Annotated in this window: 12 protein-coding genes; 3 read left to right on the top strand and 9 right to left on the bottom strand. The window is 39.3% G+C overall.

Annotated elements, in window-relative coordinates; translation table 11 throughout:
- Window positions 1-94 precede the first annotated feature (94 nt).
- The 9 genes from ACEYW6_RS15115 to ACEYW6_RS15155 all read right to left on the bottom strand — a co-directional run bounded on the left by ACEYW6_RS15115 (window position 95) and on the right by ACEYW6_RS15155 (window position 19,196).
- Complete coding sequence (locus ACEYW6_RS15115) at window positions 95-1,972, bottom strand: hypothetical protein (RefSeq protein WP_412980416.1); 1,878 nt, start codon at window positions 1,970-1,972, stop codon at window positions 95-97.
- A 68-nt stretch (window positions 1,973-2,040) separates the two neighbouring features.
- Complete coding sequence (locus tag ACEYW6_RS15120; RefSeq protein ID WP_412980351.1) at window positions 2,041-3,375, bottom strand: phthiocerol/phthiodiolone dimycocerosyl transferase family protein; 1,335 nt, start codon at window positions 3,373-3,375, stop codon at window positions 2,041-2,043.
- Window positions 3,376-3,557: 182 nt separating this feature from the next.
- Window positions 3,558-3,863, bottom strand: coding sequence for a phosphopantetheine-binding protein (locus ACEYW6_RS15125; RefSeq protein ID WP_114080668.1), 306 nt, complete (start codon window positions 3,861-3,863; stop codon window positions 3,558-3,560).
- Window positions 3,864-4,073: 210 nt separating this feature from the next.
- Window positions 4,074-4,361, bottom strand: coding sequence for a 2Fe-2S iron-sulfur cluster-binding protein (locus ACEYW6_RS15130; RefSeq protein WP_012408027.1), 288 nt, complete (start codon window positions 4,359-4,361; stop codon window positions 4,074-4,076).
- A gap of 49 nt (window positions 4,362-4,410) precedes the next feature.
- Window positions 4,411-5,709: a hypothetical protein gene (locus tag ACEYW6_RS15135; RefSeq protein ID WP_412980352.1), complete on the bottom strand. Its 1,299-nt coding sequence runs from the start codon at window positions 5,707-5,709 to the stop codon at window positions 4,411-4,413.
- Between the two features lie 18 nt (window positions 5,710-5,727).
- Complete coding sequence (locus tag ACEYW6_RS15140; RefSeq protein WP_412980353.1) at window positions 5,728-7,386, bottom strand: PfaD family polyunsaturated fatty acid/polyketide biosynthesis protein; 1,659 nt, start codon at window positions 7,384-7,386, stop codon at window positions 5,728-5,730.
- Between the two features lie 275 nt (window positions 7,387-7,661).
- Window positions 7,662-11,000, bottom strand: coding sequence for a PfaB family protein (locus ACEYW6_RS15145; protein WP_412980354.1), 3,339 nt, complete (start codon window positions 10,998-11,000; stop codon window positions 7,662-7,664).
- Window positions 11,001-11,175: 175 nt separating this feature from the next.
- Window positions 11,176-18,375: an SDR family NAD(P)-dependent oxidoreductase gene (locus ACEYW6_RS15150; RefSeq protein ID WP_412980355.1), complete on the bottom strand. Its 7,200-nt coding sequence runs from the start codon at window positions 18,373-18,375 to the stop codon at window positions 11,176-11,178.
- Between the two features lie 554 nt (window positions 18,376-18,929).
- Window positions 18,930-19,196, bottom strand: coding sequence for a hypothetical protein (locus tag ACEYW6_RS15155; RefSeq protein ID WP_190894213.1), 267 nt, complete (start codon window positions 19,194-19,196; stop codon window positions 18,930-18,932).
- A 1,088-nt stretch (window positions 19,197-20,284) separates the two neighbouring features.
- Between ACEYW6_RS15155 and ACEYW6_RS15160 the strand changes: the two genes are divergently transcribed.
- From ACEYW6_RS15160 to devC, 3 genes are all read left to right on the top strand, one after another.
- Complete coding sequence (locus ACEYW6_RS15160; protein ID WP_190894170.1) at window positions 20,285-20,608, top strand: hypothetical protein; 324 nt, start codon at window positions 20,285-20,287, stop codon at window positions 20,606-20,608.
- Between the two features lie 365 nt (window positions 20,609-20,973).
- Window positions 20,974-22,161, top strand: a complete 1,188-nt coding sequence (locus tag ACEYW6_RS15165) for an ABC exporter membrane fusion protein (protein WP_412980356.1) — start codon at window positions 20,974-20,976, stop codon at window positions 22,159-22,161.
- A gap of 190 nt (window positions 22,162-22,351) precedes the next feature.
- Window positions 22,352-23,524 (top strand): ABC transporter permease DevC, encoded by a 1,173-nt coding sequence (gene devC / locus ACEYW6_RS15170; RefSeq protein ID WP_412980357.1) that lies wholly within the window; start codon window positions 22,352-22,354, stop codon window positions 23,522-23,524.
- Window positions 23,525-23,538: the final 14 nt, after the last annotated feature.

Genomic DNA, 23,538 nt, shown 5'->3' on the forward strand with positions numbered 1-23,538 from the left:
TAAAGCTTGCTACGCGCACGTGTTCCGCAGCAAAGAGAATCATGCTTTCCAATTCTTGGTTAAACAGTGAGAATTAAAAGCCTCTTTCACAAATTTAGATTTTGCATTCTTCTAGCTTCGATTTCAGAGAAGCGAAATGTTTTCCACCTAGTTCAACTTGCCCATCTGTACACCCGGCTTTCAATCTTTCGACTAGATAATCCAAGTCATTAGCTATAAAATTTGTCCCATGATCTGGTTCTATCAAACTAACTAGAGATATGTTTCTTGCTTGTTGTTCAGCCAAACTAGAAATACCTAGAAAGTTGAATACACCAGATTCATAGGTTCCACAAGGTACTGAAGGATTATTTACCCCAACACAGTATTCATTTGGTTTAAACCAATCAAATGCTGGGTAGCCGTGGAAATGAACAATTGGCGCACCATCTTTAATTAATTCTGGTGTATACAAAGCCGCAGAAAGACTAATCGCAAGCATGACATAAATATCATAAGAAGGTTTCATATCTGCTAACTCCGAACGAATCACTTTAGGTAATTGCAGATATAGCTTTTCTTTCAAACCAATTCTGATAATATCGTCAGCGATGTTCAAGTCTGTTTTATTTGACCCTGAACGAGAACTTACAAGCCAAATATCCGGTATTTGCCTAAATACATATTTTTCTAGGAGTTTGATTTTGGCATATCGTCTACCTTTTTCATTTTGACGAAGTTCGTTACTACTAAATCCTTTAACAGGTAATAGACCTTCCCACTCATTTTTAGTTACTTCTACATCTCCAAAATATTGTGGAGGTTCAACATAAGCAACAAAACCGTAAGAGACGCCTGTCCTACCATTTATGATGACGCTGACAATATCTCTATGGGATTTTCTTTTAATCACTTCATCCAACTTAAAGCCTGGAGGGAATAAGCCTGTGGATGCCAATTCTTGCCCCAGTTTCACTAATTTTGCAGCATAGCTAGATTCTTGAGGATTATACTTTCCTATCTCAAATCGACTCAATAAAAGTGGGGCGATCGGCACAAAAACTTTAGGAATTAGTGATTTCAAAACAAACCGTTCTATCTCATTTTTGGAGAAAATAGAGTCTGAAAGATTCATGTTTAATATAGAAATCTTATCAGATGATACTCCAATAACAATTTCTGAAAACGTTCTGATTAAAGTGTTTAAACCAATATTGATTTTTTGTTTATACGGAATCAGAGGGTTGATAAAATCATGGTCTATTTCAGTAAGTACAATTACTTGGGTTTTACTAGGATTGTCAACGTACTTAGCTGCATGATCCTCAGCCCAACTGCTCAATCGAGCCATTTTTATAACAGGTATTTTGCGACCATTTAAAACAAATTTAGAATAAAATTGATAGAGAAGCTCTGCTGTAAAAATACCAAGTTTTCTTAGAATAGAAGGAGGTATTTCTACATCAATAATTGCATTAACTTCTGATTTAACTCCCTTAAACGTGAATTTTTTATTTTTGTTAATTATTGGAATTGTTAGGTCATAGTTAAATTCAGCGATCGCTTCCTCCCAAGATAAAACTTTGACCCCATAATCTCTCAACTTAACTTCCAATTCTTGGCGAAATTTCCGAATCTCTTGATTTTTGTAGCTATTGGGCAAAGGTTTAAATGTAACTATCAGCTTTTGAGCCATAACTTTAGGATCGATAATTGGCGGCTTATACTCTACAGATGATTGCTCTGAAAATCCCCCAATTAGACGACCAATAGTCTGTAAATTGAGTCCTTGACTTAAAGGGACAGAATCTAAATCAGTCGCGACATCCATCTCGTGTAGAAATGCCACAATCTCCGCTTTGCAAGCAACTATTTCTGCTTGCATTTCTAATGTGATTATGCCTTTGGGTGAGCGAATCTTTAATTTGTCGTTATCAACCCACAAATGAACACCCTGTTGAGTAAGGTTTGCTATAATCTCTGATGCGTTCATATTTTCATAATCTCCTAATTGTTTCAAAGTATTAATTTTTCAAAATATCAAATGAGCAACAAATATGCCTATTTGTACGTTAAAGAAGAGTTTAAATCCAAATTGCAAATTTCATGAATATAAGACATAACATTGTTCACAAGAAGTTCCATAGTGCTTTGGCTAATTGAAGGTTGAGAAAAAACAAAATTCAACAGCATTTTTCCTTGAAAAGTTGATGCATGGATAACAAAAACACCTGCATACAAAGCATGGGAACCAGCGAAACTAATTTCTTCTAGTTCAAATTCACCGTAATGTTTGGGAATATTTACTTTACCAACATTAGAAACAGATACTGTGGCAGCTACTTGCTTGGGATAGATAAAACAAAAATCTATGAGATGCTTGGCAATCAAAATCATTTTAAAGAGATCACCGGATTTTTTACTAACTTCTAGTTTTTGTTTCACCTCACGGGCTAATTTCCAAAAAGAAGTGTTTCTCCCTATAGTATGAAATGCCATAATAGAGGAGGCTAATACAGCCATCTGATCATGACTGATTTCTGGTTCCAGATGTCTCCTCAAATCAAAATATGATAGGCAGTTTACTCGTACTTTTTTTCTATTACCTTTAATTATTTTTGTTCCTACTGTAAACATCAGCACAGCACACAAAGCACTATGCACTGTTGTATTTTCTTGCCGACAATGATTTACAAACTTTTGGGTTAGGTCTTGGTCAAGTTGTCTGTGAATAATATTGCAACTACGCTTTGTAATGGATACATACTTTTCAAAACCTAATGTTTTTGGCCGATTCCAGATTTTTTGCAACCCAAGCTGCAATAAGAAGATAATGCTATTTATCCTACCCCTGAATCCCTTAGTCCATTGGGGCATTAGTTCTTCGATGGGTGGAAGTGGAGTTAAGCTAATAAATGGATTAATTGGTTCGCCGGACACAATTTTTTGACAACAAGTCAATATTTCTGAGTGAAGTTGGATGGATGATAAACCATCTGCAATCGCATGGTGTATTGTTGTAATTAGATAACTTATATGCTCATGACCCAAGAGATGAACAAGAACAACTCGCAGCAAACCTTTGCTACTATCAATTCCGTTGTTCATTTCTTCATCAACTACTTCTTGCCACTGCTCATTGTCTAACTTTTTGACAACGCGTAAAGCAATAGTTGCTGTTTTTTGACTTTGAAAGATCAGACTATTATTATATCTGACAATTCGAGAATTTAGACGAGGGTGGCGACATTGAATCACGTCTAAAGCCTGTGTTAGAGTTTCTTCACAGATATAGCCCTTGATGCGACTAATAGTTACTATGTTCCAGGTTTTAGCACGGCTATTTAAGATTTCCATAGCTTGCTCAAGGTGTCCCAGCTTTCTGTTGTAAATCATATTTACTTTTGGTTCCCTCTAATGACTGATTATTTGCAAGCTTAGTTCTTGATTTCGGTTGTAATTATTGTTCGATAACCTGCAAAATCTTTTGAGTAAGCCTTGCTAAAAACCTGGATATATTCATAGTTTCAAACTATCAAAATCTTGTGTTGCGAACTATTCAATAACAGCTTTGTTGTTCAAATCTCAAAAATCTCTGATTGCGAAGCTTTAGATTCTTCGGCTAAACGCTGGGATAGCGTTTCAATAGTGGGGTAATGCCACAATAAGATTGGAGATAGTTCAAAACCAAACAACTTCTCCGCTTTGCTAACAAGAAACATTGCCTGCGCTGACTCTAAACCGTAGCTGTCTAAAGGCTGACTGACATCTATATCCTTGGGTTCGACTCCTAGCTGCTCTGCAATATGAGATACTAGCCAAGCTTGAATTTCTTCTGCGGTATAAGACTGCTTTTTAGTTGCCTCAGGAGTAGACTGACTCATTTACACACCTCTGAAGTGAAAGGAATAAGATATATGGCATTCCTAAATAGGATATGAACAGGCTATAATTTTTGTTCACAGCTTAGATAGGATTGCTGTACTGGCTAAAATTTTGAAAAGTTTAAGGTAGGAGATATTAGAAAAAAGATTTAACTTTTGCTACTGCTGCATATCTCCTAAGCGCATATCGAGCTACGTGACATTTATCAATTAATCAGCCACCCGAATGCGAATATCACCCTGCACTACGCATTGACAGGCTAGGCGAACATTGGGATTATCTGGAGCCAACACATCAAGTAAAATCTGCTCCTCATCCATCACAGGAGTTAGATTTTCTATCCCACTTACAACTTCTATAAGACAGGTTCCGCAAGCAACACAACGACAACCAAATAAAATTGAACTAGGATGTTCATCACAAATCTTAGTTAAGCGTTGATTTGCTTCGACTTGAAGTGTTTTTTGATCGTCTTCAAAATGAATAGATACTATCATTTCTAAACTCACTAGTGTCAAGAAAGAGGGTTAGCAGATTTAGCAACCCTTAGGCTACTTCAACAACTTTTTGAATTTCCTTAATTGCCAAAGCATCCTTGTAACGCTCATAGCGATTACCTAGCTTACTTGTATTTAACTCCAATCCCAGTGCCTTTATCAGACGCTCTAGCTGCTGAGATTTGTATTGCCAACTCTTTTGTTCCATGTAACCAATTATATTGCGCCACTTTGAACTTACCTGTCTCCAAGAATTAACTAATTGATTTATATCTACTTGCTTATCAGCTAATTCAGGATGGTGCAGAGACATACTTAGTGAGTTCAGCCCAACTCTAATATCAGTTAGCATGATTCCTTGCACAGTGAGGTCTAACTTCTCCAAATAAGTAGTGTAACTAGCACTAATATAGTCTTCCAGAATTAGCTGAATGAAATATCGAACGAAATCTTGAGCCTCTGGAGGAGCTACCCTATACAGTTCTACTCCTAAATCAAAAGATGTTGTGTAATGACGTGCTTCATCTGTTAAGTGGCCTTGATTCAATTCAAAAGCTAATGGTTCATAATCAAACTTTTCAGGGGAATCAAATAAATAGGCTTCGCTTTTTTTTAACTCCACGTTAGCCATGTACCGATACAGCAGAGTTAAGCTACCCAAGCCACTTTCTTGAACTTTTTCGGCCGGTAGCATCCTCATGGCATCCCCAATCATAAACCTTAAATTTCGGTATGTAAAATTTTGGCCTCGTTGCTGTGTCTGTTCTACAATATTTTTAAGAAAGCTTTTCCCCTTTTGAAGATTCAACAGAGTTTCATTTAAATCTTCATCAAAAGTAAAACGGGTATCGAAACTGTCAAAATCTGATTGAGGTATTGCACCAACAGAACCATAGAAAAAACCAGGCTCATCAAAGGAGCTTTGAATTCCTATTTCTCGGCAGACCATACTATATACGGTTCTAAAAGACCAAATATGATCCATTTCTTCATTAGTTTCCTGGTGAAGAATCATAAATTCGTCCGAGTAGGAAGCAAAAACTTTTTCAGCAATACTCATATTGGACATGAGAGACTGATATTCGCTATTGGCAACATACTTGTAAAAGTTAGCAAAAAATGTCGCAGATAAAATTGACATTTGACGAGCATTAAAGGAAAGTAAATACTCACAAATCGGTACCGGTAAGGGAAGCATTCCCGGATGAGAGTAGAGTTTTTCTCCTTTAATTCCCTGCTTACTCATGGCGATAGCAACAGGCTTTAATTCTAAAGAATGAGTATGTGCCTGCTCGAAAAGCTTATTTTGAATTTTGGGAATTCGGTTATCAATTTTAACAGCATTCATGTGATTTTCCTCCTTTAATTAAAATGTATCTGGGCGATATTCGCTGTAATAAGCGGGCATTTGTAAGCCTTGAATTTTCAAACTTTGTATCCGGTATAAAAACGCCGCTCCGGTCATAATATGGTTAGCAACATCAACAACCTGACGATTATTTGATTCAGATAAGTAAGAACCTCTAACCCAGTCATTAAAACTGCCCATAGCAGGGCCACACCAGATTTGATAATCCATTTCTCTGCCTTTTTCCCCAAAGTTAGACCAACGGGATGATAATCCCAGATACCAGCGGAAAATTAGAGCCATCTTCAGTTTGGGGTTGTTAATAGCTTTGGTTAATTTATCGGGATTGCGTTGAGATAAATAAGTAACTGTCTCTTCCCAAACTGCTTCTAAGCTCTTTCTCAAAACTTGTTTTTCTAATTTCTCTCTTTCTGCTAGTGGAATATTTTCAATTGAGTCATAGTTTTTGTATAACTCAAATAATTTTTGTGCTCGTAAAGGAAAGAGAGTTCCTCTTTTGAGAACTTGGAGTTTTACCCCCATTTCAAACATATCTGCCGCCGGAGCCATCATCACATCAGCCATCTCGGCTTGAGCTAGCAACTGTTTAGTATGTTGAGAAGTTCCGGCTTCAATACAAGACTGGTTAATTGAGCCGGTTACAACATAAGCAGCCCCCATCATAAAGGCAGCTAATGCTGATTTTGGCGTAGCAATTCCTCCTGCTACTCCGACTCTGACAGATTTTTCATAAGAAAATTTTCTTTGAATTTCATCTCTCAATTCCAAGATAGAAGGCAAAAGACAAACCAAAGGACGATTATCTGTATGACCTCCAGAATCTGCTTCGACAGTAATATCGTCAGCTACAGGAATTTTTTCAGCGAGGGTTGCTTGTAATTCGCTAATAAGACCTTGCTCAACTAATTGTTTCAAAATTTTGGTGGGAGCAGGTTGCAGAAATTTGATTGCAACTTCCCTCCGAGAAATTTTGGCAATGATTTTATTTTTGATTTCGATTTGGTTTGCTGCATTTAAACCAAGTCCAGCAGCGCGGTAGTAAACAATGTTGTCAGTCAAATCGAGAAAGGCGGAAGCTTCGATTGTTCTTACCTGATATTTAAGATACAAATCAACAACACCGCGTTCAATAGCAGGTTCACTGGGACTGTGGAGTAAGTTAAATGCGTAAGGCCCTTGGGGTAAAGCTTGTTGAATACGGTTAATGGCTGCTTCGACGCGAGCAGGAGATAAGCCACCAGCACCAAATGAACTTAAGATTCTCTCTTTTCCAAGGGCAATTACCAGTTCTTCAGAAGCAATCCCTTGAGCCATTGCGCCTGTCGCATAAGCATATTTTACACCATGAAAGTTAAGAAAACTTGGATCGCCTAATTGTCTAATTGATAATGGTGGAACAGCTATTAATATTTCTGCCTGTCCAGTTCTTTCTTGGTTGTAAGGATATAAATAACCTTCGTTGGTTGCGCCTATTTTTCCTTCAACTCTAATAATATAACAAGGTTTTTCTAAATTTAGCAACTTAGATTTTATACCTTTTTCATTAAAAGAAACAGAATCTAAAGCACCTTGCCAAACTTGATTTTGGTGGTAAATAAAGTCTGACACTTTCAGGTAACTACCATTGTTATTTAGTATATTATCTGCGCCAATCATATTTTTAAACCTCCAGTTATATAGAAGGGTTTACCAGATAATGTTTGAATAATTTACAGGAGAATTTCTATCGGTTCCCTGTGAGGTTGCTTCTGAACAAGGGGATTTTGTCGTTACAAAGAAAATGAGATACTTGTCATTGGGCTGCGGCCTCCAGAATTAGAGGCAGCAGCCCCCTAGTATGGATTTTCAGCTTGAGGTTAAGAACGAGGCTATATCTACGCCAGTAATTATTTGTTCAAATAATCTGGGTAGTTTGCTGCTTTAAATGATTATTATTCAAATAACTTTTGATAGCAAGCTATTTGCAACTGAATTATGGCGCTGATTTGCTTTAGCGACTCCTGTCGCGCTTGTAAAAAAACAGCGTGGGTTTTGGTCATACGGGCAGCATTTTCACTTAGCTTTTGATAGTAAGGGCTGTGTAAATTCAGAAAATAGGGTTCGTCAACAACACTGCCAGTTGTCAAACTAGGAGTCAAAACGAATTGATTATTTTCCTGTTCTGTTGCCCAAGTTTCATTAACTTGTGTTTCTACAGTTTCATTGCGCTCTTGTAGCAATAACTGAGTAGGTTCGCTGCCATTTCTGCCATTTCTGCCATTTATGAAGTTAACTTGCTCTTGGAGAATATCTAAATTTCTGGAGGTATTTTCAAGGCTTTTTGTTGGATTTGGAAGCAAAGAAGAATTCATTTGTGCAAATTCCTTTAATTCTGATAGTTGATATTGCTGCTGATTAACAGGTTTGACGGGATCTCCAAAAGATATATCTTGAAGTATTTCTTGTTTTTTCTTCTTTAAAGCTTTGTAACTAATCTTGCTATTTTGCAAGGTTATAGTTCTCACGTTAGACTGGCTTTCATTGGAAACTTCTGGTTCGTGAGAATATAATGGTGATAAATCTAGTTCAACTCTATGGCTAAGGAGTTTTGCTAAGGCTTTGATAATAGAAGCATGATCGTCTACACCTCTTTTATTAAGAGATACTGTGATCTGTTCTTTTGCCTTGAGGGTTTTATCAATCCATCTGGAACAGTTACTACCAGCACCTACTTCGAGAAATATTTTGAAGCCATCTTCATAGACACGGTTAATTAGCTGAGGAAAATTAAGCTGTTGACAGATGTTTTGAGCAATATTGCGAGCTATTGAATGACTGTCGAGGTCAATTGGTTTATACTCGGCTGTGGAGTAAAAAATAGTTTCTGATTTATTTTGGCTAGGAAATGTATTTAATCTCACAAGTTCATGGTATTCAGAGCGCATTGCCTCGCAATGGATGACATGGGTGAAGGGAGCAAGAAAAGCATCACAATTTAGATTGGCAATTACCCGCTTACAAGCTTCTATCTCACCAGCAATCACGACTTCTTCTGGAGTATTAATTAAAAGTAAATAGACGCGATCTTCATCTTGGATGGCTTCCTGAACACGAGATACTGGACACACAAGAATATAGTTGCGCCAAAAATCTCCGCTTTTATCATCCTCTCCTTGAGGTAATCCCCAATACTCGCGCACAGCATTTTTGGAACCAGATAGCCTTGTCTTAAACAGAGGAGATGAGTTAAAGCTCTTACTATTATCTAGAAACTCAGTCCAGACACCTTGAGCCAACATCATGCTAATCTCGCCCAAGCTATAACCAAAAGCACATTGGGGCTTGATCTGAAAATAATTGCTCAGAGTTGCCGTCAAAAGTGTGGCAAAGAGCATTTCTAATTCGAGTATTGCTACTGAATCGTTAATCAATTCCTTTTCAAGGGCTTCCAGTTGCCTATTTGAAAATTTTTCTAAACTTCGAGGGTAGACAAGTTTTTCTATATTCGCGAGACGGTTGTAACCACTTTTGATGAGCAGATGATCGTAAAGTTGAGGAAATAAACGAAATAGATTCCGACCTATTCCGAGATAAGCACTAAAGGCTGCTGGATAAACGAAAGCGATTTTACCTTTTTGCCCAAGTGGTTTTGCTGTAAAATAGCTGCCTAGAGGAGTTTGCCAGTCTTTACCTGTCTTGAAGGCATCGGGAATACCTTTGAGGGAATGCTGAATTTCCCGCTGCAATTCATCTTGATTGTGTCCGAGAATTGCCACAGCATAAGTTGCGTTTTGACGCTGTTGGAAAGTTGCGAAAGTTTTACTAGCAGCGGCAGATAGAGAAGAACAATCTGCGATAGTTTCTTGAAGATTGCGGATTTCGTCTAATAGAGTTGATTGATCATCAGCTGCGATCGCAAATACATAATAACGCATTTGCTCTAAATATCTGCTGCTGTGATCTTGCTGATATAGTTCCTCTGACAAAATTAAATGTGCATAACTTCCATCTATCTCCATCCCGTTAATCGCAGCTATTCTTCTAGTGGCTCCTTTTTCTAAAAACCAGGGTTTTGATTCAGAAGCCACATAAAAAGGGCTATCTTTCCAAATTTCTGGTATTTTGGGGCCAGACCACTGGGGAACTGCGGGGATGTAACGGTGATATAGGCAAAGTGCTGCTTTAACCAGACTAACTATCCCCGATGCAGCATAAGTATTACCGATATTGGCTTTGACACTACCGATCGCACAAGTTAAATTTGGTTCAGATGTACGATAAGCTGTGAGCAAGCCTTGAATTTCTGACTCATCTTGCTGAGGAATTCCACTACCAACAACTTCCAAATAGTTGATATCTCTTGGTTTGATATCTGCTAATTGAAAAGCCTGTTGACAAACTTGTGTTACCGCTTCAGAATTTGAAGCTGTAGCAGAGTGAATTTCAGATTTAGAATTTTCCACAAGACTAAGAGCGTCAATCGTTGCATATATGCGATTGTTCTCTCGTTTTGCTGTGTCGTGAAGCTTCAATACTACAGCCGCCGCACCCTCGCCTACTATCCAGCCATTGGCATTCTGGTCATAACTGAGAGTATTCACACCTGTGTTAATTTTTGCTATTTGATTTCGTTGTAAAATACTAGCGCCATCTCCAGCAAGCTCCATTGCACCAACCAAAACGGCATCTACTTCTCTGATTGCGAGTAGCTTTTGTCCAAGTTCCAAGGCTTTGAAAACAGAATTTTGTTCGGCAACTAATGTGAATGTGGGGCCAGCAAAATTCCACAGTTTGGAAATATAATCAGCCAGACTATTTTCGATGTAGGTGGGATATTCCTTGTCTTCTAGTTGCTCTTTTTCTTGATGCAGAGTTAGTTCTTTACTAGCAGCAATTATTATTGCTATTCTCGTGCCTTGATGAAGTGCCGCATCTTTCAGAGCATTATCAGCTACCTGAAGCATCAACAGTTCTTGAGGGTTAAAATTGTCTACTTCTTCTGGTGGGATTTCCAACCGGAAAGCATCAATTTCAAAATCTTTAATGTATCCACCTAATGGTACTACACCGTCGGCAAAACCATAGTTTTTCAGCAACTGTTCTTGTGCTTCTATTGTTTGCGTAGGCGTAGCCCAACCTAGGCATCGCTGAGGAGGTATGGAAATAAAATGCTGAGTTCCCTCATAAATACTACGTTCAAAGGCATCCAATCCCTTGCAGCCACCACCCAAATAGCAATCCATCCCTACAACCGCTATTTTAGGAATTTTCTTTTGTGCAAATTCTTCCATTACCTACCTCCTCAAGCTGATATATACATTTTTCAGTTGCTGATTCTCTGACTTTTCACGGTATCTGGAAAATCTCTCTCTAAATCTCTCTCCTAAAAGGAGAGAGACTTTGAATTATTTCGCTGTGGGGTAGGAGGATTTTCCACATGACATGAAAAGTCAGGCTAATTCCTACTTAAATTTCATCTAATTGCTTGGGTAAAATAGTTCCCTTGGCTCCAAGCATTCGGGTATATATCTTTCCTTGCGAATTATGTGCGATGACATCAACAACTAAACTCGATTCTGTCTTTGATTTTATTTCACAAGAAACGTAAAATGTTTCATCAAATGGGACAGCTTCAAACTGTTCAAAAGTTTTGATTTCTGAAGGTAAACAAGCTACCTGATAAAAATGCTGTGCCCAAATCCAAAATGCATGAATCTGCACATCTGCAATGTAGGGATTAAATGTTTGGACTGGGAATTGTCCTTGTTGTTTTTCTCCAGGCTCCGGCAAATAGCATTCTATAGTTATCTTGTCCAAAGTGGTATTTAAGACGGATTTTACGCCTTGAAAAGTAAATCCGTGAAACAAGCTAGTAGGCCCGTTTTGATAAAGTGATGAAGTCGTAGCGGTGATTCTATGATCCTGGCTTAAGTTCAGAAATTCGTGTGTAGGGGAATTAGGAAGTTGCCGCTTCAGTTTCATCTGGCTACTAAAATGATAGCGGATTTTACCTTCTGGAGTTTTACTCCAAATTTTGGCATCAAAATCTATCTCAGAGATATCATTTTTAGCAACTTCTTGCAATTCTAAAGTGTATTCAGTTGGTAAATTGTCATCAAAAATTAGTCCCTTCAAAACTTTATAATTTGTACAACTGAAGGCTTTGTAACCAGGATAGATTTGTTCGCAGGCGTTAGCAATCCATAATAGCCCACAAGTTGCTGGTAGAACTGGATACCCAGCAATTACATGGTCTTGTAAAAAGGGATTATCTGCTAATATTAGTTGCCGCTGGATACGAAAATTTCTCAACTCGCTTGGTAACTTTTCTGGGATATACACCAAGGGGCTACCAATCACAACTTGCACAGTTTCTTGATTTGCACTAGCTAATTCATTAACTAACATTTCAGTGCCAATCTCAATCGGAATAGTTTCGATATTTCGTTCAGCAAAAGCTTGTTTTAATTCAGGAGAGACCATACCACTGTCCCAAGGGCCCCAATTAATCGCTACTACATGAGAATGGGGATGGTTCCGTTTGACAAGGTGGGCTGATTTGTTGAGAATTTCATTAGCGATCGCATAATCCGACTGTCCCACATTTCCGTAGAAACCAACTACAGAAGAAAACAGGACTAAATAATTCAATTGACTCGGTGATACACACCGCAACAGGTTTTCTAAACCTTTAACTTTGGCTGTGTAAACTGTTTCAAAATCTTGGACTGATTTTTTCTCAATCCGCTTATCAGCCAGATTACCAGCCCCGTGAATAATTCCTGTCACCGGGCCAAAACGCTTCACCGCATTAGCAACTTGTTCCTTAAGTGCGATCGCATCAGTCACATCGACATTAAAATATTCAGCTTGTCCACCCGCCTGCTTGATAGCTTGTAAGGTTGTGGCAATTTCTCGACTAGATGAAATAGCGTTAAACTTTTTCTGCACCATTGCAGGTGTGGGTTTTTCGCCTTTGGCGAAGAAATCCTCCATAATCCGCTTTTTCAAATCTGCTTCACTCAAGTAACCTTCAGTCCACACGGGTTCTGGATCGGCGGCGGAACGACCTACCAAGATAAATTTGCATTGATAACGTTGTGCTAATTTGATCACGCACTGAGCCGTTATCCCTTTGGCACCGCCACTTACGAGAAAAACCTGAGATTGGGGGTTGGAGAGCGCAGACTGGGGAGTGGGAAGTAATCTCTCTAATTCATGTTCACACACTAGGGTTACTCGCCCTTGTGAACTATGTCCCACTTCAACAACTAATAGATTTGGATCGTGAAGTTCGGCGAGGATATGCTGTGCTGATGTTTCGGCATCTAAATCAGGGCTGAGGTCGATCGCTCGGCAAAATACAGATTCCCATTCCTGGTTCAAAGTTTTGGTGAGTCCAAATAATCCAGCGCCAATTGCACCAAAGTTAGTTTTTTGTCCGAGTCCGAATTCGCCATCCAGACGAGCCACAGTTACAAAACTACTACGTCCTTGAAGTGCTGCTTGATTGAGTGGTTCTTTGAGATATTTGGCGATGAGAAAGACATGGCGAAGGATAGCCTTTTCTGATTCCAAATAGCGGACATTATTGCTGGTATCTTCCTGAGTGGAGGGATTCAGATGGATAAACGCAGCGATTGGGCCATAGTTAGTAGCGATCGCTCCTAACTGTTCTTGCAAATGCTCCTCGCTCAAATCTGCAAGCACGACGCGACTAATCCCTTCAGGTAAAGCAGATTGCTTTGGAATCACCGTTGAGGGAAAAGTTAAGACAACGGTTTTCCAGCCTCGCTTTAACAGAGTTTCAGCTAGTTTCGTCGTGGCGAGAGAACCATCATCGGTAAGCAAGGTGATATGCTTATCGGGTAAGTTGAAATCTAAAACATCAGGTTCAGGAAGATATTTGAGTCTGACAGGAGAGCGAAGAATTGAGGATTGGAGATTAGGTATTGAGTCTCCCCTGCTCCCTGCTTCTTCCCCACTCCCTTGTCCCTTTTCTATATATGCAACAATTTGTCCGAGGGTACGTAGTTGAGCTAATGCTTCTGGATTTGGTTTGGGCAAATCAGGGTATAGTTCTAGCAACGCTCCTAGAATTTCCACAAGTTTGACACCATCAATTCCCAAATCTGTCTCAATATCCATTGACAAATCTAACATCGTCGTTGAATAGCCTGTCTTTTCACTAACGACGTTGAGCACAATGTTAGTAAGTGCTGGAGATGAAGGGGATGAAGGAGATATTACTGTTACTCCCCCTGCTCCCTGCTCCCTGCTCCCTGCCTCATTCACCGGAGCGTTAACAAAACCCGCCGCAGGAATCGCTGCTGAGATTTCTGATGCAATTTTCCCCATATACTCAGCTATTTGACCGAGGGTGCGTAGCTGTCCCACTTCTTCTGGATTTGGCTTGGGCAAATCTGGGTATAGTTCTAGCAATGCTCCTAGAATTTCTACGCGTTTGATGGAATCAATCCCCAAATCTGCCTCGATATCCATCGTCAGCTCTAACATCTCCGTTGGATAGCCTGTTTTATCACTAACAACGTTAATCAGAGTTTGGCTCAGGGCTGCTTGATCAATGATTACTGGCGCTGGTACGGGTGCTACTGGTGGTGGCGATACAATCGCTACAGTTGCAATATTATTCTCCTTTGGTGGAGTAATATCTAGAACTGCTGTTTTTTGATGATGTACACCATTTCCATTACCATTTGTGCCATTACCATTAGTTGAAACTGGCTCAGGCTTAGTGGCAGATCCGTTGCTCGGTAAAGCAACCGGTGCAGTCTCCAGAACAGGGTTATCCTCTTGGGGTGGTGCAGCTACTGGACTAGGTTGATAGCTGACTGGCGGTATCAGACTCTGTGGAGTGTTATTGCTAGAAGGCGATAGTTGATAATGTCGCTGGAGTAATTGGAAAAAGTTGTTAGTGTATTCTTGCTGATGGTTCAGATATTGCTCATGGATGCGGAGGCTGTCAGTTTGATGTTCGTGAAACCGCATGATGCTGCGTTCTGAACTGGAAACTACGAGCTGCTGTGTTTGTGTTTGTGGCTCGCTGAATTTACCATTTCCCCACAACGCATGTTGTTGCTGCATGAGTTGGAAGAAAGTTTTGGTATATTCTGTCTGATGGTTCAAAGATTGTTCATGAACCTGCAAGATATCATGTTGATGGCGATTGAATTCTATTAGAGTGCACTCTAAGTTGTCTATAGCTCTTAGGTAACTCAGAGGAAGTTCTGGACTAGGTTGCAAAGACTTGATATCTAGTTGATCTGATTGTCCGTTCTGCACAGATTTTACTCCACCATTAACTGCTACCTTCTCTGCTGGATAAGAGGGGTTAGCTTTATTGCCGTTAGTAATAGTAGATTGACCGTTAACTGCTACCTTCTCTGTTGAATGAGAGAAGTTAGGTTTATTACCATTTCCAACAAGAGATTGACCATTAACTGCTACCTTCTCTACTGAATGAGATGGGTTAGCTTTATTGCCATTTCCAACGAGAGATTGACCGTTAACAGCCTTCTCTGTTGAATGAGAGAAGTTAGGTTTATTGCCGTTCGCAACGGGAGATTGACCGTTAACTGCTACTTTCTCTACTGAATGATATGGGTTAGGTTTATTACCGTTCGCAGCGGTGGACTTGACTTGATGTCCATTTTGCATAGCTTTTTCAAAGGACTGCTTGGTTTTTTCTGATATATAGTTGGTGCTATTTAAGCGGACATTCAAGAGTTTATTTGGAGAAGCTTCTGGGATTTTGTACTCCAGTTGATAGGGGTCTAAGTTTTGCAAAGGTAATCCAGCAACGCGCAACTGGATAACAGCTTGCCGCAAAGTGCGATCGCTATCCTTGAGATGACTGGTATTTAAAGCTACAGCTAAATGGGGGCGATCGCTAAGAATATCTTTTACCAAATTGGTGAGAACGCTTCGCGGGCCAAATTCAATGAAGCAGTAACCACCTTCAGCATAAATATTTTCAATTTCCTGCTTAAACAGCACCTGATTTTTCAGGTGTTCTTTGAGGACTTTTTGAATAACTTCCGGTTCATTTGGGTAACGCTTTCCGGTCACATTGGTGTAAACCGGGATTTGTGGCTCATTGAAAGTGACTTTCTCAATTGCTCTAGCAAAAGGTTGTTGGGCATAATCCACTAGTGGAGTGTGAAAGGCTGCGGAAACTCCCAGCAAGATGGTAGAAAATCCTTGAGTTTTCAGAGCCTCTTCTACAGTGGCAATTTCAGCTTTCGTCCCTGCTAGCACCATCTGATGTGGAGAATTCAAGTTAGCAATGGTGACTTGCGGGAAATTCTGAATTAGTTCTGTAACCTGATTGACATCCCCTTTCACCGCCAGCATCGCTCCCGCATCAATCAGGGGATCTTCTGGTACAGCCATAGCTTGACCCCTAGCTTTGACCAAGAAAAAGTAATCTTTCTCACTCAAAACCCCAGCAGCCCAAAGTGCGGTAAGTTCTCCAAAGCTATGTCCGGCGACAAAATCTGGCTTGAACCCAGTTTGTTGCAATATCTTGTACAGACCAGTGCTAAAAGCCCCAATTGCCGGCTGTGCATATTCTGTTTGCTGCAACACTTTCATCTGGGCAGTCTTTAGATCCAAATCAAACACAGGGTTAGGGAAAACAACCTCCGAAAGAGGCTGCAAACCGTCTTGGCGTAAAAGGCTGTCAATTTCAGCATAAGTCTGACCCAAGGAAGGGAAGTTAATCACGAGTTCCCGACCCATCTCTAAATATTGCGAACCTTGCCCAGAAAATAGGGCAACTACCTTCCCCTCTGTTGCTATGCCGGTTTTGCGGTAGTAAATTCCTTGGGGATGCTCCCAGGATTCTGCTTGCAGCTTGTTTCTCAGCAACTCAATACTTGTTTGCAACAAGTCGCAAGCTTGAGTGAGTGAATCAGCAACAAACCCAAGTCTGGCATTTGCGATCGGAATTTCTAAAGATTGAGAAGCCGAAATCAATTCTGTATAAAGCTGCTCTCCCGTATCGGATTGCAATTGCTGTCCAATTTCTTGAGCACGCGACAACAATTCTTCAGGCGTTGACGCAAATAGCAACACCGGCTGGGAAGGTTTGTGTAAACGATAAGGTTGCTGATGTTGACTTGTGTATTCTTCCAAAACAACGTGATAATTTGTGCCGCCAAAACCAAAAGAACTTACCCCTGCACGTCTTGGCTGGTCATCGCCGCTAATCCAAGGTCTGGTTTCGGTATTTAAATAAAATGGCGAACTATCAATATCTAACTTAGGATGCGGTTTGGTGACGTTAATCGTGGCTGGTAATACTTTGTGGTGCAAAGCCAAAGCCGTTTTAATTAAACTCGCTGCACCCGCAGCAGCTTTTGTATGTCCAATCTGTGATTTGACAGTTCCAAGGGCAATATGTTGTTTTTTGGGATTGTTTTCGCCAAAAACTTCTTTTATCGATGAGAATTCGGCTGGATCTCCAGCCATAGTGCCTGTGCCGTGTGCTTCAATTAAACCGACACTCGTAGGTGAAAATCCAGCATCTTCGTAAGCACGATGTAAGGCTCTGACTTGACCTTCTGGACGTGGTGCATAGATGCTTTTATAGCGTCCATCGCTAGAAGTACCAATGCCTTTGATGACTGCATAGATTCGGTCATTATCTCGCTGGGCATCCTCAAGGCGCTTCAGGACTAACATTCCCACACCTTCACCCAGCATCATCCCATCAGATTCGGCATCGAAAGGTTTGACATTCTCACCTTGGGAAACAGCAGGAGTTTTGCTGAAACACATGTAGGCCATAATTGAGTTGTCGGTGTCAACTCCGCCAGTGATCATCATATCGGCTCGATGCTCAATTAGCTCACTAATTGCCATTTTGAGGGCACCTAATGAACTTGCACAGGCGGCATCTACGACGCAGTTAGTTCCGCCCAAATCTAGACGGTTGGCAATTCTTCCTGTAACTACATTTGCCAGCATACCGGGGAAGGCGTTCTCATCCCACTGCACATATGCACTCTTGATTTTCTCGATGATTTTTTGTGTATCCTCATCGGATAAGCCACTGCCTTTGAGGACTTTTTCCCAAACCGGGTACTGCATTCTCGCAGTCAATGGAACCGCCAATTGCCTACCTAGTGCCACACCTAAGATTACACCGGTGCGATCGCGGCTAAACTGTCGAGATTCACTGTAACCTGCATCTTCCATTGCTGCTTTCGCAACAATCAGACCTAGCAATTGTGAAATGTCTGTGACTTCTAGGCTGTTAGGTGGCAGCCCAAATTCCATCGGATTGAAATTGACATCCGGGATAAATCCGCCTCTTTTACAGTAGGTTTTATCAGGTGTTCTGGGGTTAGGATCGTAATAATCCTCTACATTCCAACGCGAAGGGGGAATATCAGTAATACAATCAACTTTGTGAATAATTTTTTCCCAATATTCCTGTAAATTTTGCGATTGGGGAAATATAGAAGCCATCCCGATAATGGCAATATCGGTTTTTTGCTGAGGTCTATTTATCTCGCTGGTTAGTGGTGCATTCTCAACCATAACTTTTTTACCCTGTATGAGCTTGAGTAGAGCCTGTTCACAGTTGCTCACTTCTTCTTGCAACTGTGCTAAAACAGCTTCAATTCTAGAAGCAGTCATGACTTTTTCTTTACTATTAGATTCTGGAACTGTAGAGATAATGATAAATTTATTATCTCTACAAATAGGAGGAACCCCAATTAGTTTTTACTTAAAAACTAAGGGCTATTGATGCTAAGTGATATACTTTTACTTGAAGAACAAGGAGCCATAAACAAGACTTCAAGAGATTGTAGAGAGGATAATTTGAAGTCTAAATACAGAATTCAGACTTTTTTAATGGAGTATTTCACGCATCTAAAGAATCGCTCTAAATTAGAGATTAGCTTCAACCTTGCAACATAAGTTGTTGAGCTAGTAAGAACTTGGATAGTTTTATTCAGAAAACTTATCCTACTCCGTGTTATTTTATCAACTTGTCGCTTTACTTAATATTAGACTGGTTAATTCTCCATTACAATTGATATGCAACTTATATACAACGAGATAAGTCTTGCTAAATGAAATCTTGTTGATCATAACTTTTTAGGCAGTTGCAAATTAAGGATACTAGATTTTTGGTTGCACATTTGCGGAATATAATTAGGTAATTGAATCAGAATCTACATATAAACTTATACAGAATCTTCTTCTGAATCAGGATTGTTATTTCCTTTATTCGTTATTACCTGATGTTGAGCAGCATCTAATAGCTTTTGCTCAAGTCTACTAATACTAATCCCAAGCTCAGAAGCTTTTTTGCTTTTCCACTCTTCTAGCTCACAATCATGTTGATTGAGCCATTCACGCACCGCAACGCGGGCCATCTCAGCTTTGCGAAGAGTCTGGCGAGCTGAATGAAAAATCAGTCGCTGGTTATCAAAGCTTGGCAATGAGAGCATGAATCGCTGTAGTTTCATTTTATCTTGGGTCTTTGGGGGGCGATCGCTGTCACTCACATAACTATTAAAACTCATTTCAATTAGTATGTCATATAGCAAAAACACATTGCTAAAATTGCATGCAAATTGCATATATGTTTGTTTGATTACTTATTACTCATTCGATAAACTAATAAACAAATGATTTTTAGCTAATGATGAGTTGTCCTGCTAGCCTCAACTCCGGCCTCCATATATCAATACCCGCATGAGAAAATAAGTTGTCTCTTGATAAACCCTGTAGAAACACGCTATCCAAGTTGCAAGAAGTTAAATTTTCCTTAATAATAGCGATTTAGACTAGATGGGTTATCAGTATTTCTCCCAATATCATTGAGTTAAAAAGAATTGTCGGTTGCAGAGCAACTTGCATAGGCAGGAAATGCACTGGCGTTAGAGGTTCAGCGAATTGTTACTCAACCAATTTAAATTTGGGATACAAGTACGTATAATAAAATATTAAGTTCTGAGACGTTGATTTTGCTAGCTAGCTTTTACATCTATCGCTAAGTTGATTTATTTTAAAAAAGAATATGTATTAATCAATCAGTTATTTTGTTTAATTTTTATTCCAAAAGAAGGAATTCTGTTGGCAATGTAACAATAACAACTAGCAACTATATCTGAAGAATGAAAAATTCTGGCAAACAACAGACCCATCACCAAGCAAATACTTATTTAGAACTGCTGAGTAACAGCGAGGACATAACACTGTTAAACAACGATAGACAATTGAAACTATTACCCATATTTTATATCGAGTATTTTGCTAGTTGTTTATCATCAAAATTGTTGCATATGGGTTGCAATTGAGTATCACTCAGTCTATCGTAAATGATTAAATAATGTAATTTAATACTGTTTGTTTAAGAAGGCGGAGAGATACATCAATAGGGAGAATATAAATATTAAATTCACCTGATTACCTGGTCACTCCATAGATTCATAAACGCACAGTATGACAATGCGATTTAATGCGATGACCCGTATTGTATAAAGCGTTCTGCATAATTGACTGTCACGAAAATATAAGATAAGGGCTTGCTGGCATGAGACTATCTGAGCTAGATCCACTCATCCCGCTAATTGAGTTAAGAGAAGAACTCCTGAAGTTACCAAAAGGCTACTCGTTTTATGAAGAGGAACTGGTAGATTTCTTATCCCGACGAAGATGGCCTGAAAGTAATCGCCGCATTGATCGGACAACTTTCTGGCGGTGGAGGAACGATAACGGAATTGAGCATCAAAAAGTATTTAGTCGATTGGATATTTTGAAACTCTGTCAGATATGCGATCACTATCGCATAGATGGAACTCGTAGCGAATACTTAGCGATCGTTAAAAGTAAAAGAGAGGTAGTGCTAAACAAATAAAGCTTCCTCTGGCTATATACATAAAGTACCAAATGGATTTACCAAAAGTTGATTCTACTAACAGATTGATGGAACATCAATACGATTGAATCTGGCTTCGGAAGATCCCCCTAACCCCCCTTTTTAAGGGGGGCAAAAACCTCTTAAAGTTCCCCTATTTTTAAGGGGATTTAGGAGGATCTACAACGATTTTGGTTTTTCACAGGGATGTGTGTAAACCGTAGCTTCAAAAGAGGGGTTTAATTCCCTCATTTGAATTAAAGTGTTCATCCAAACATGATATAAGGTCTATTTTCATCTCTGCTGTTTCTGAATAATTCGGAAGCGCCTTGTCTTTAGACATCGCTAAATTGGAAGAGATAATTATGGTACAAAAACAAAAACAGTCATTCATAAAACCTGTAGGTTGGTGGACGGTTGTGTTAGCAACCACTATGACTGTAGCTACTGGTGCAGTCTCTTTATATACCTTTTCACGATTTCAGTTGGCCTCGAAAGTGGAGCCTATCCCAAGTAGTCCTCCTAAAATTACTTCTATTGCAGCCTTAGGACGTTTAGAACCTCAAGGAGAGGTTATTCGTCTGTCGGCCCCAGAGTCGCAAGGGGGTGTAAGAGTCACAAAACTCATGGTAAAAAAAGGAGACAAAGTGCGACAGGGGCAAGTAGTTGCAATTCTTGACAGTTACTTTCCTCGTCTTGCAGCCCTAGAAAAAGCCCAACAACAAGTCCTAGTTGCCCAAGCTAGTCTTAACCAAGTAAAAGCTGGCGCAAAAGCCGGAGATATCTCTGCACAAAAAGCAACCATTGCTCGTTTGGAAGCTGAGTTGCGTGGGGAAACTTCTGCTCAACAAGCAACGATCGCTCGCTTAGAGGCCGAGTGGCGTAATGCTGAAAGCGAAAATCAGCGATATCAGCAGTTATACAAAGACGGTGCGATTTCAGCCTCTGATTCAGATACTAGGCGTTTGCGAGTAGATACAGTTCAACAGCAACTCAATGAAGCTAAAGCTTCTCTCAACCGCACTATGGAAACTCTTCAAAAGCAGTTAACTGAGGCCAAAGCCAGACTAAAGAGTATTTCTGAGATTCGTCCTACCGATATAGCAGCAGCACAAGCTGATGTCGAAAGTGCAGTAGCCTCAGTTAATCAGGCTAAGGCAGAGTTGGATTTAAGTGTTGTGCGATCGCCTATAACCGGGCAAATCATGAAAATTAATGCTTGGCCTGGAGAAATTATCGGCACTACGGGAATAGCTGATTTAGGTCGAACACAACAGATGTATGTGGTAGCAGAAGTCTATGAAACTGATATTAAAAAAGTGCGTATAGGTCAGTCGGCCATTATTACTAGTGATGCTTTACCAGGGAAATTACGAGGAAAAGTTGCAGATATTGGTTTGCAAGTTGGCAAACAAAATATCTTTAATAACAATCCTCAAGCAGACACAGATAACAAAATAGTTGATGTAAAAATTCGTATTGATAATCTGGAAGATAACCAGCGAGTGGCTGGTTTTACTGATTTACAAGTGGAGGTTATTATTAATATTTGAAGATTTCAAAGATAGCTTTGTTAACTCACTAAAAATCCTTGTACTACTTAATACTATTCCTTAATTGGCTACCTTTTTATTCTCTACCAGATGCTACACTATCGCTAATTAGGAAGTACTGATAGATTCTTGATTTCAACAAAGCATTCTTTCTTGATTTAATCTAATTTATATCTTTGAGGTTTACTAAATGATTCTCAATATTCCCCTAGCTTGGCTACAACTAGTCCGGCAAAAAATTCGCTTTATTGTAGCTTTAGCAGGGATTGCTTTTGTTGCAGTTTTAATGTTTATGCAAATTGGTTTTCAAGCTGCCCTCTATGACAGTGCTACGCAATTGCATAAGAATCTAGATGGAGACTTATTTTTAATTAGTGCTCAATATAAATCTCTAACTTCAAATCAAAGCTTTTATCGTTCAAGTTTGTATCAAATATTAGGTTTTGATAGTGTAGAATCAGTTAGCCCTTTATATGTGCAATTCGCAAAATTTAAAAATCCTAATAACGGTCTGAAGTTCCCACTATATGTCCTAGGCTTTGACCCAGTTAAATCAATCTTTAAATTCCCTAATATCGAAGAAAAACTCAACTTAATTAGAATCCCTAATATCGTCTTGTTTGACCGCGATTCTCGACCAGAATTTGGAGCGATCGCTAAAGATTTTGAGCAAGGTAAAAACATAAAAGTTGAAATATTCAGCTACACTGGATTAGTTGGCTATAAAGTTAAAATTGGTGGTTTATTTACTTTAGGGCCTTCCTTTGGAGTTGATGGTAATTTAATCGTTAGTTCTTCAACTTTCCTCCGAATATTTCAAGATCGTCCAGTACAAAAAATAGATATAGGATTAATTAAGCTCAAACCTAATGCAAACCCTGAAAAAGTTTTGGCAGATTTATCAGCCAAGCTCTCCAAAGATGTAAAAGTAATTACCCGCAAAGACTTTATCGCTATGGAAAAAAGCTATTGGTCTCTCAGAACACCCATTGGGTTTGTATTTAATCTGATGGTGTTAATGGGGTTTGTTGTTGGTGTAATCGTTGTTTATCAAATTCTTTATAGTAATATTTCTAGTCATTTAACTGAATATGCAACCTTAAAAGCAATGGGATTTAAAAATAAATACCTATTAAGTGTAGTTTTTCAACAGGCTTTAATCTTAGCATCCTTAGGTTATGTTCCGGGTTTAGCTATATCTATAGCCCTATATGATGTGTCAAAAAATGCTACTAAGTTACCAGTTATCATGAGCACCGATAAAGCAATTTTAGTATTAATCTCGGCAACATTAATGTGCTTAACTTCTGGCTTTTTATCTACGAATAAACTCCGAAATGTAGATCCAGCAGATATTTTTTAATTTGATAACATTTT

The sequence above is a fragment of the Nostoc sp. UIC 10607 genome (assembly GCF_047228265.1).
Classification (GTDB): Bacteria; Cyanobacteriota; Cyanobacteriia; order Cyanobacteriales; family Nostocaceae; genus Nostoc; species Nostoc foliaceum_A.

Coding starts and splice junctions, on each gene's coding strand:
- ACEYW6_RS15130 (WP_012408027.1), bottom strand. CDS start 4,361: ATGATAGTATCTATTCATTTTGAAGACGATCAAAAAACACTTCAAGTC.
- ACEYW6_RS15140 (WP_412980353.1), bottom strand. CDS start 7,386: ATGATTGGCGCAGATAATATACTAAATAACAATGGTAGTTACCTGAAA.
- ACEYW6_RS15165 (WP_412980356.1), top strand. CDS start 20,974: ATGGTACAAAAACAAAAACAGTCATTCATAAAACCTGTAGGTTGGTGG.
- ACEYW6_RS15120 (WP_412980351.1), bottom strand. CDS start 3,375: ATGATTTACAACAGAAAGCTGGGACACCTTGAGCAAGCTATGGAAATC.
- ACEYW6_RS15115 (WP_412980416.1), bottom strand. CDS start 1,972: ATGAACGCATCAGAGATTATAGCAAACCTTACTCAACAGGGTGTTCAT.
- ACEYW6_RS15150 (WP_412980355.1), bottom strand. CDS start 18,375: ATGACTGCTTCTAGAATTGAAGCTGTTTTAGCACAGTTGCAAGAAGAA.
- ACEYW6_RS15155 (WP_190894213.1), bottom strand. CDS start 19,196: ATGCTCTCATTGCCAAGCTTTGATAACCAGCGACTGATTTTTCATTCA.
- ACEYW6_RS15125 (WP_114080668.1), bottom strand. CDS start 3,863: ATGAGTCAGTCTACTCCTGAGGCAACTAAAAAGCAGTCTTATACCGCA.
- devC (WP_412980357.1), top strand. CDS start 22,352: ATGATTCTCAATATTCCCCTAGCTTGGCTACAACTAGTCCGGCAAAAA.
- ACEYW6_RS15145 (WP_412980354.1), bottom strand. CDS start 11,000: ATGGAAGAATTTGCACAAAAGAAAATTCCTAAAATAGCGGTTGTAGGG.
- ACEYW6_RS15160 (WP_190894170.1), top strand. CDS start 20,285: ATGAGACTATCTGAGCTAGATCCACTCATCCCGCTAATTGAGTTAAGA.
- ACEYW6_RS15135 (WP_412980352.1), bottom strand. CDS start 5,709: ATGAATGCTGTTAAAATTGATAACCGAATTCCCAAAATTCAAAATAAG.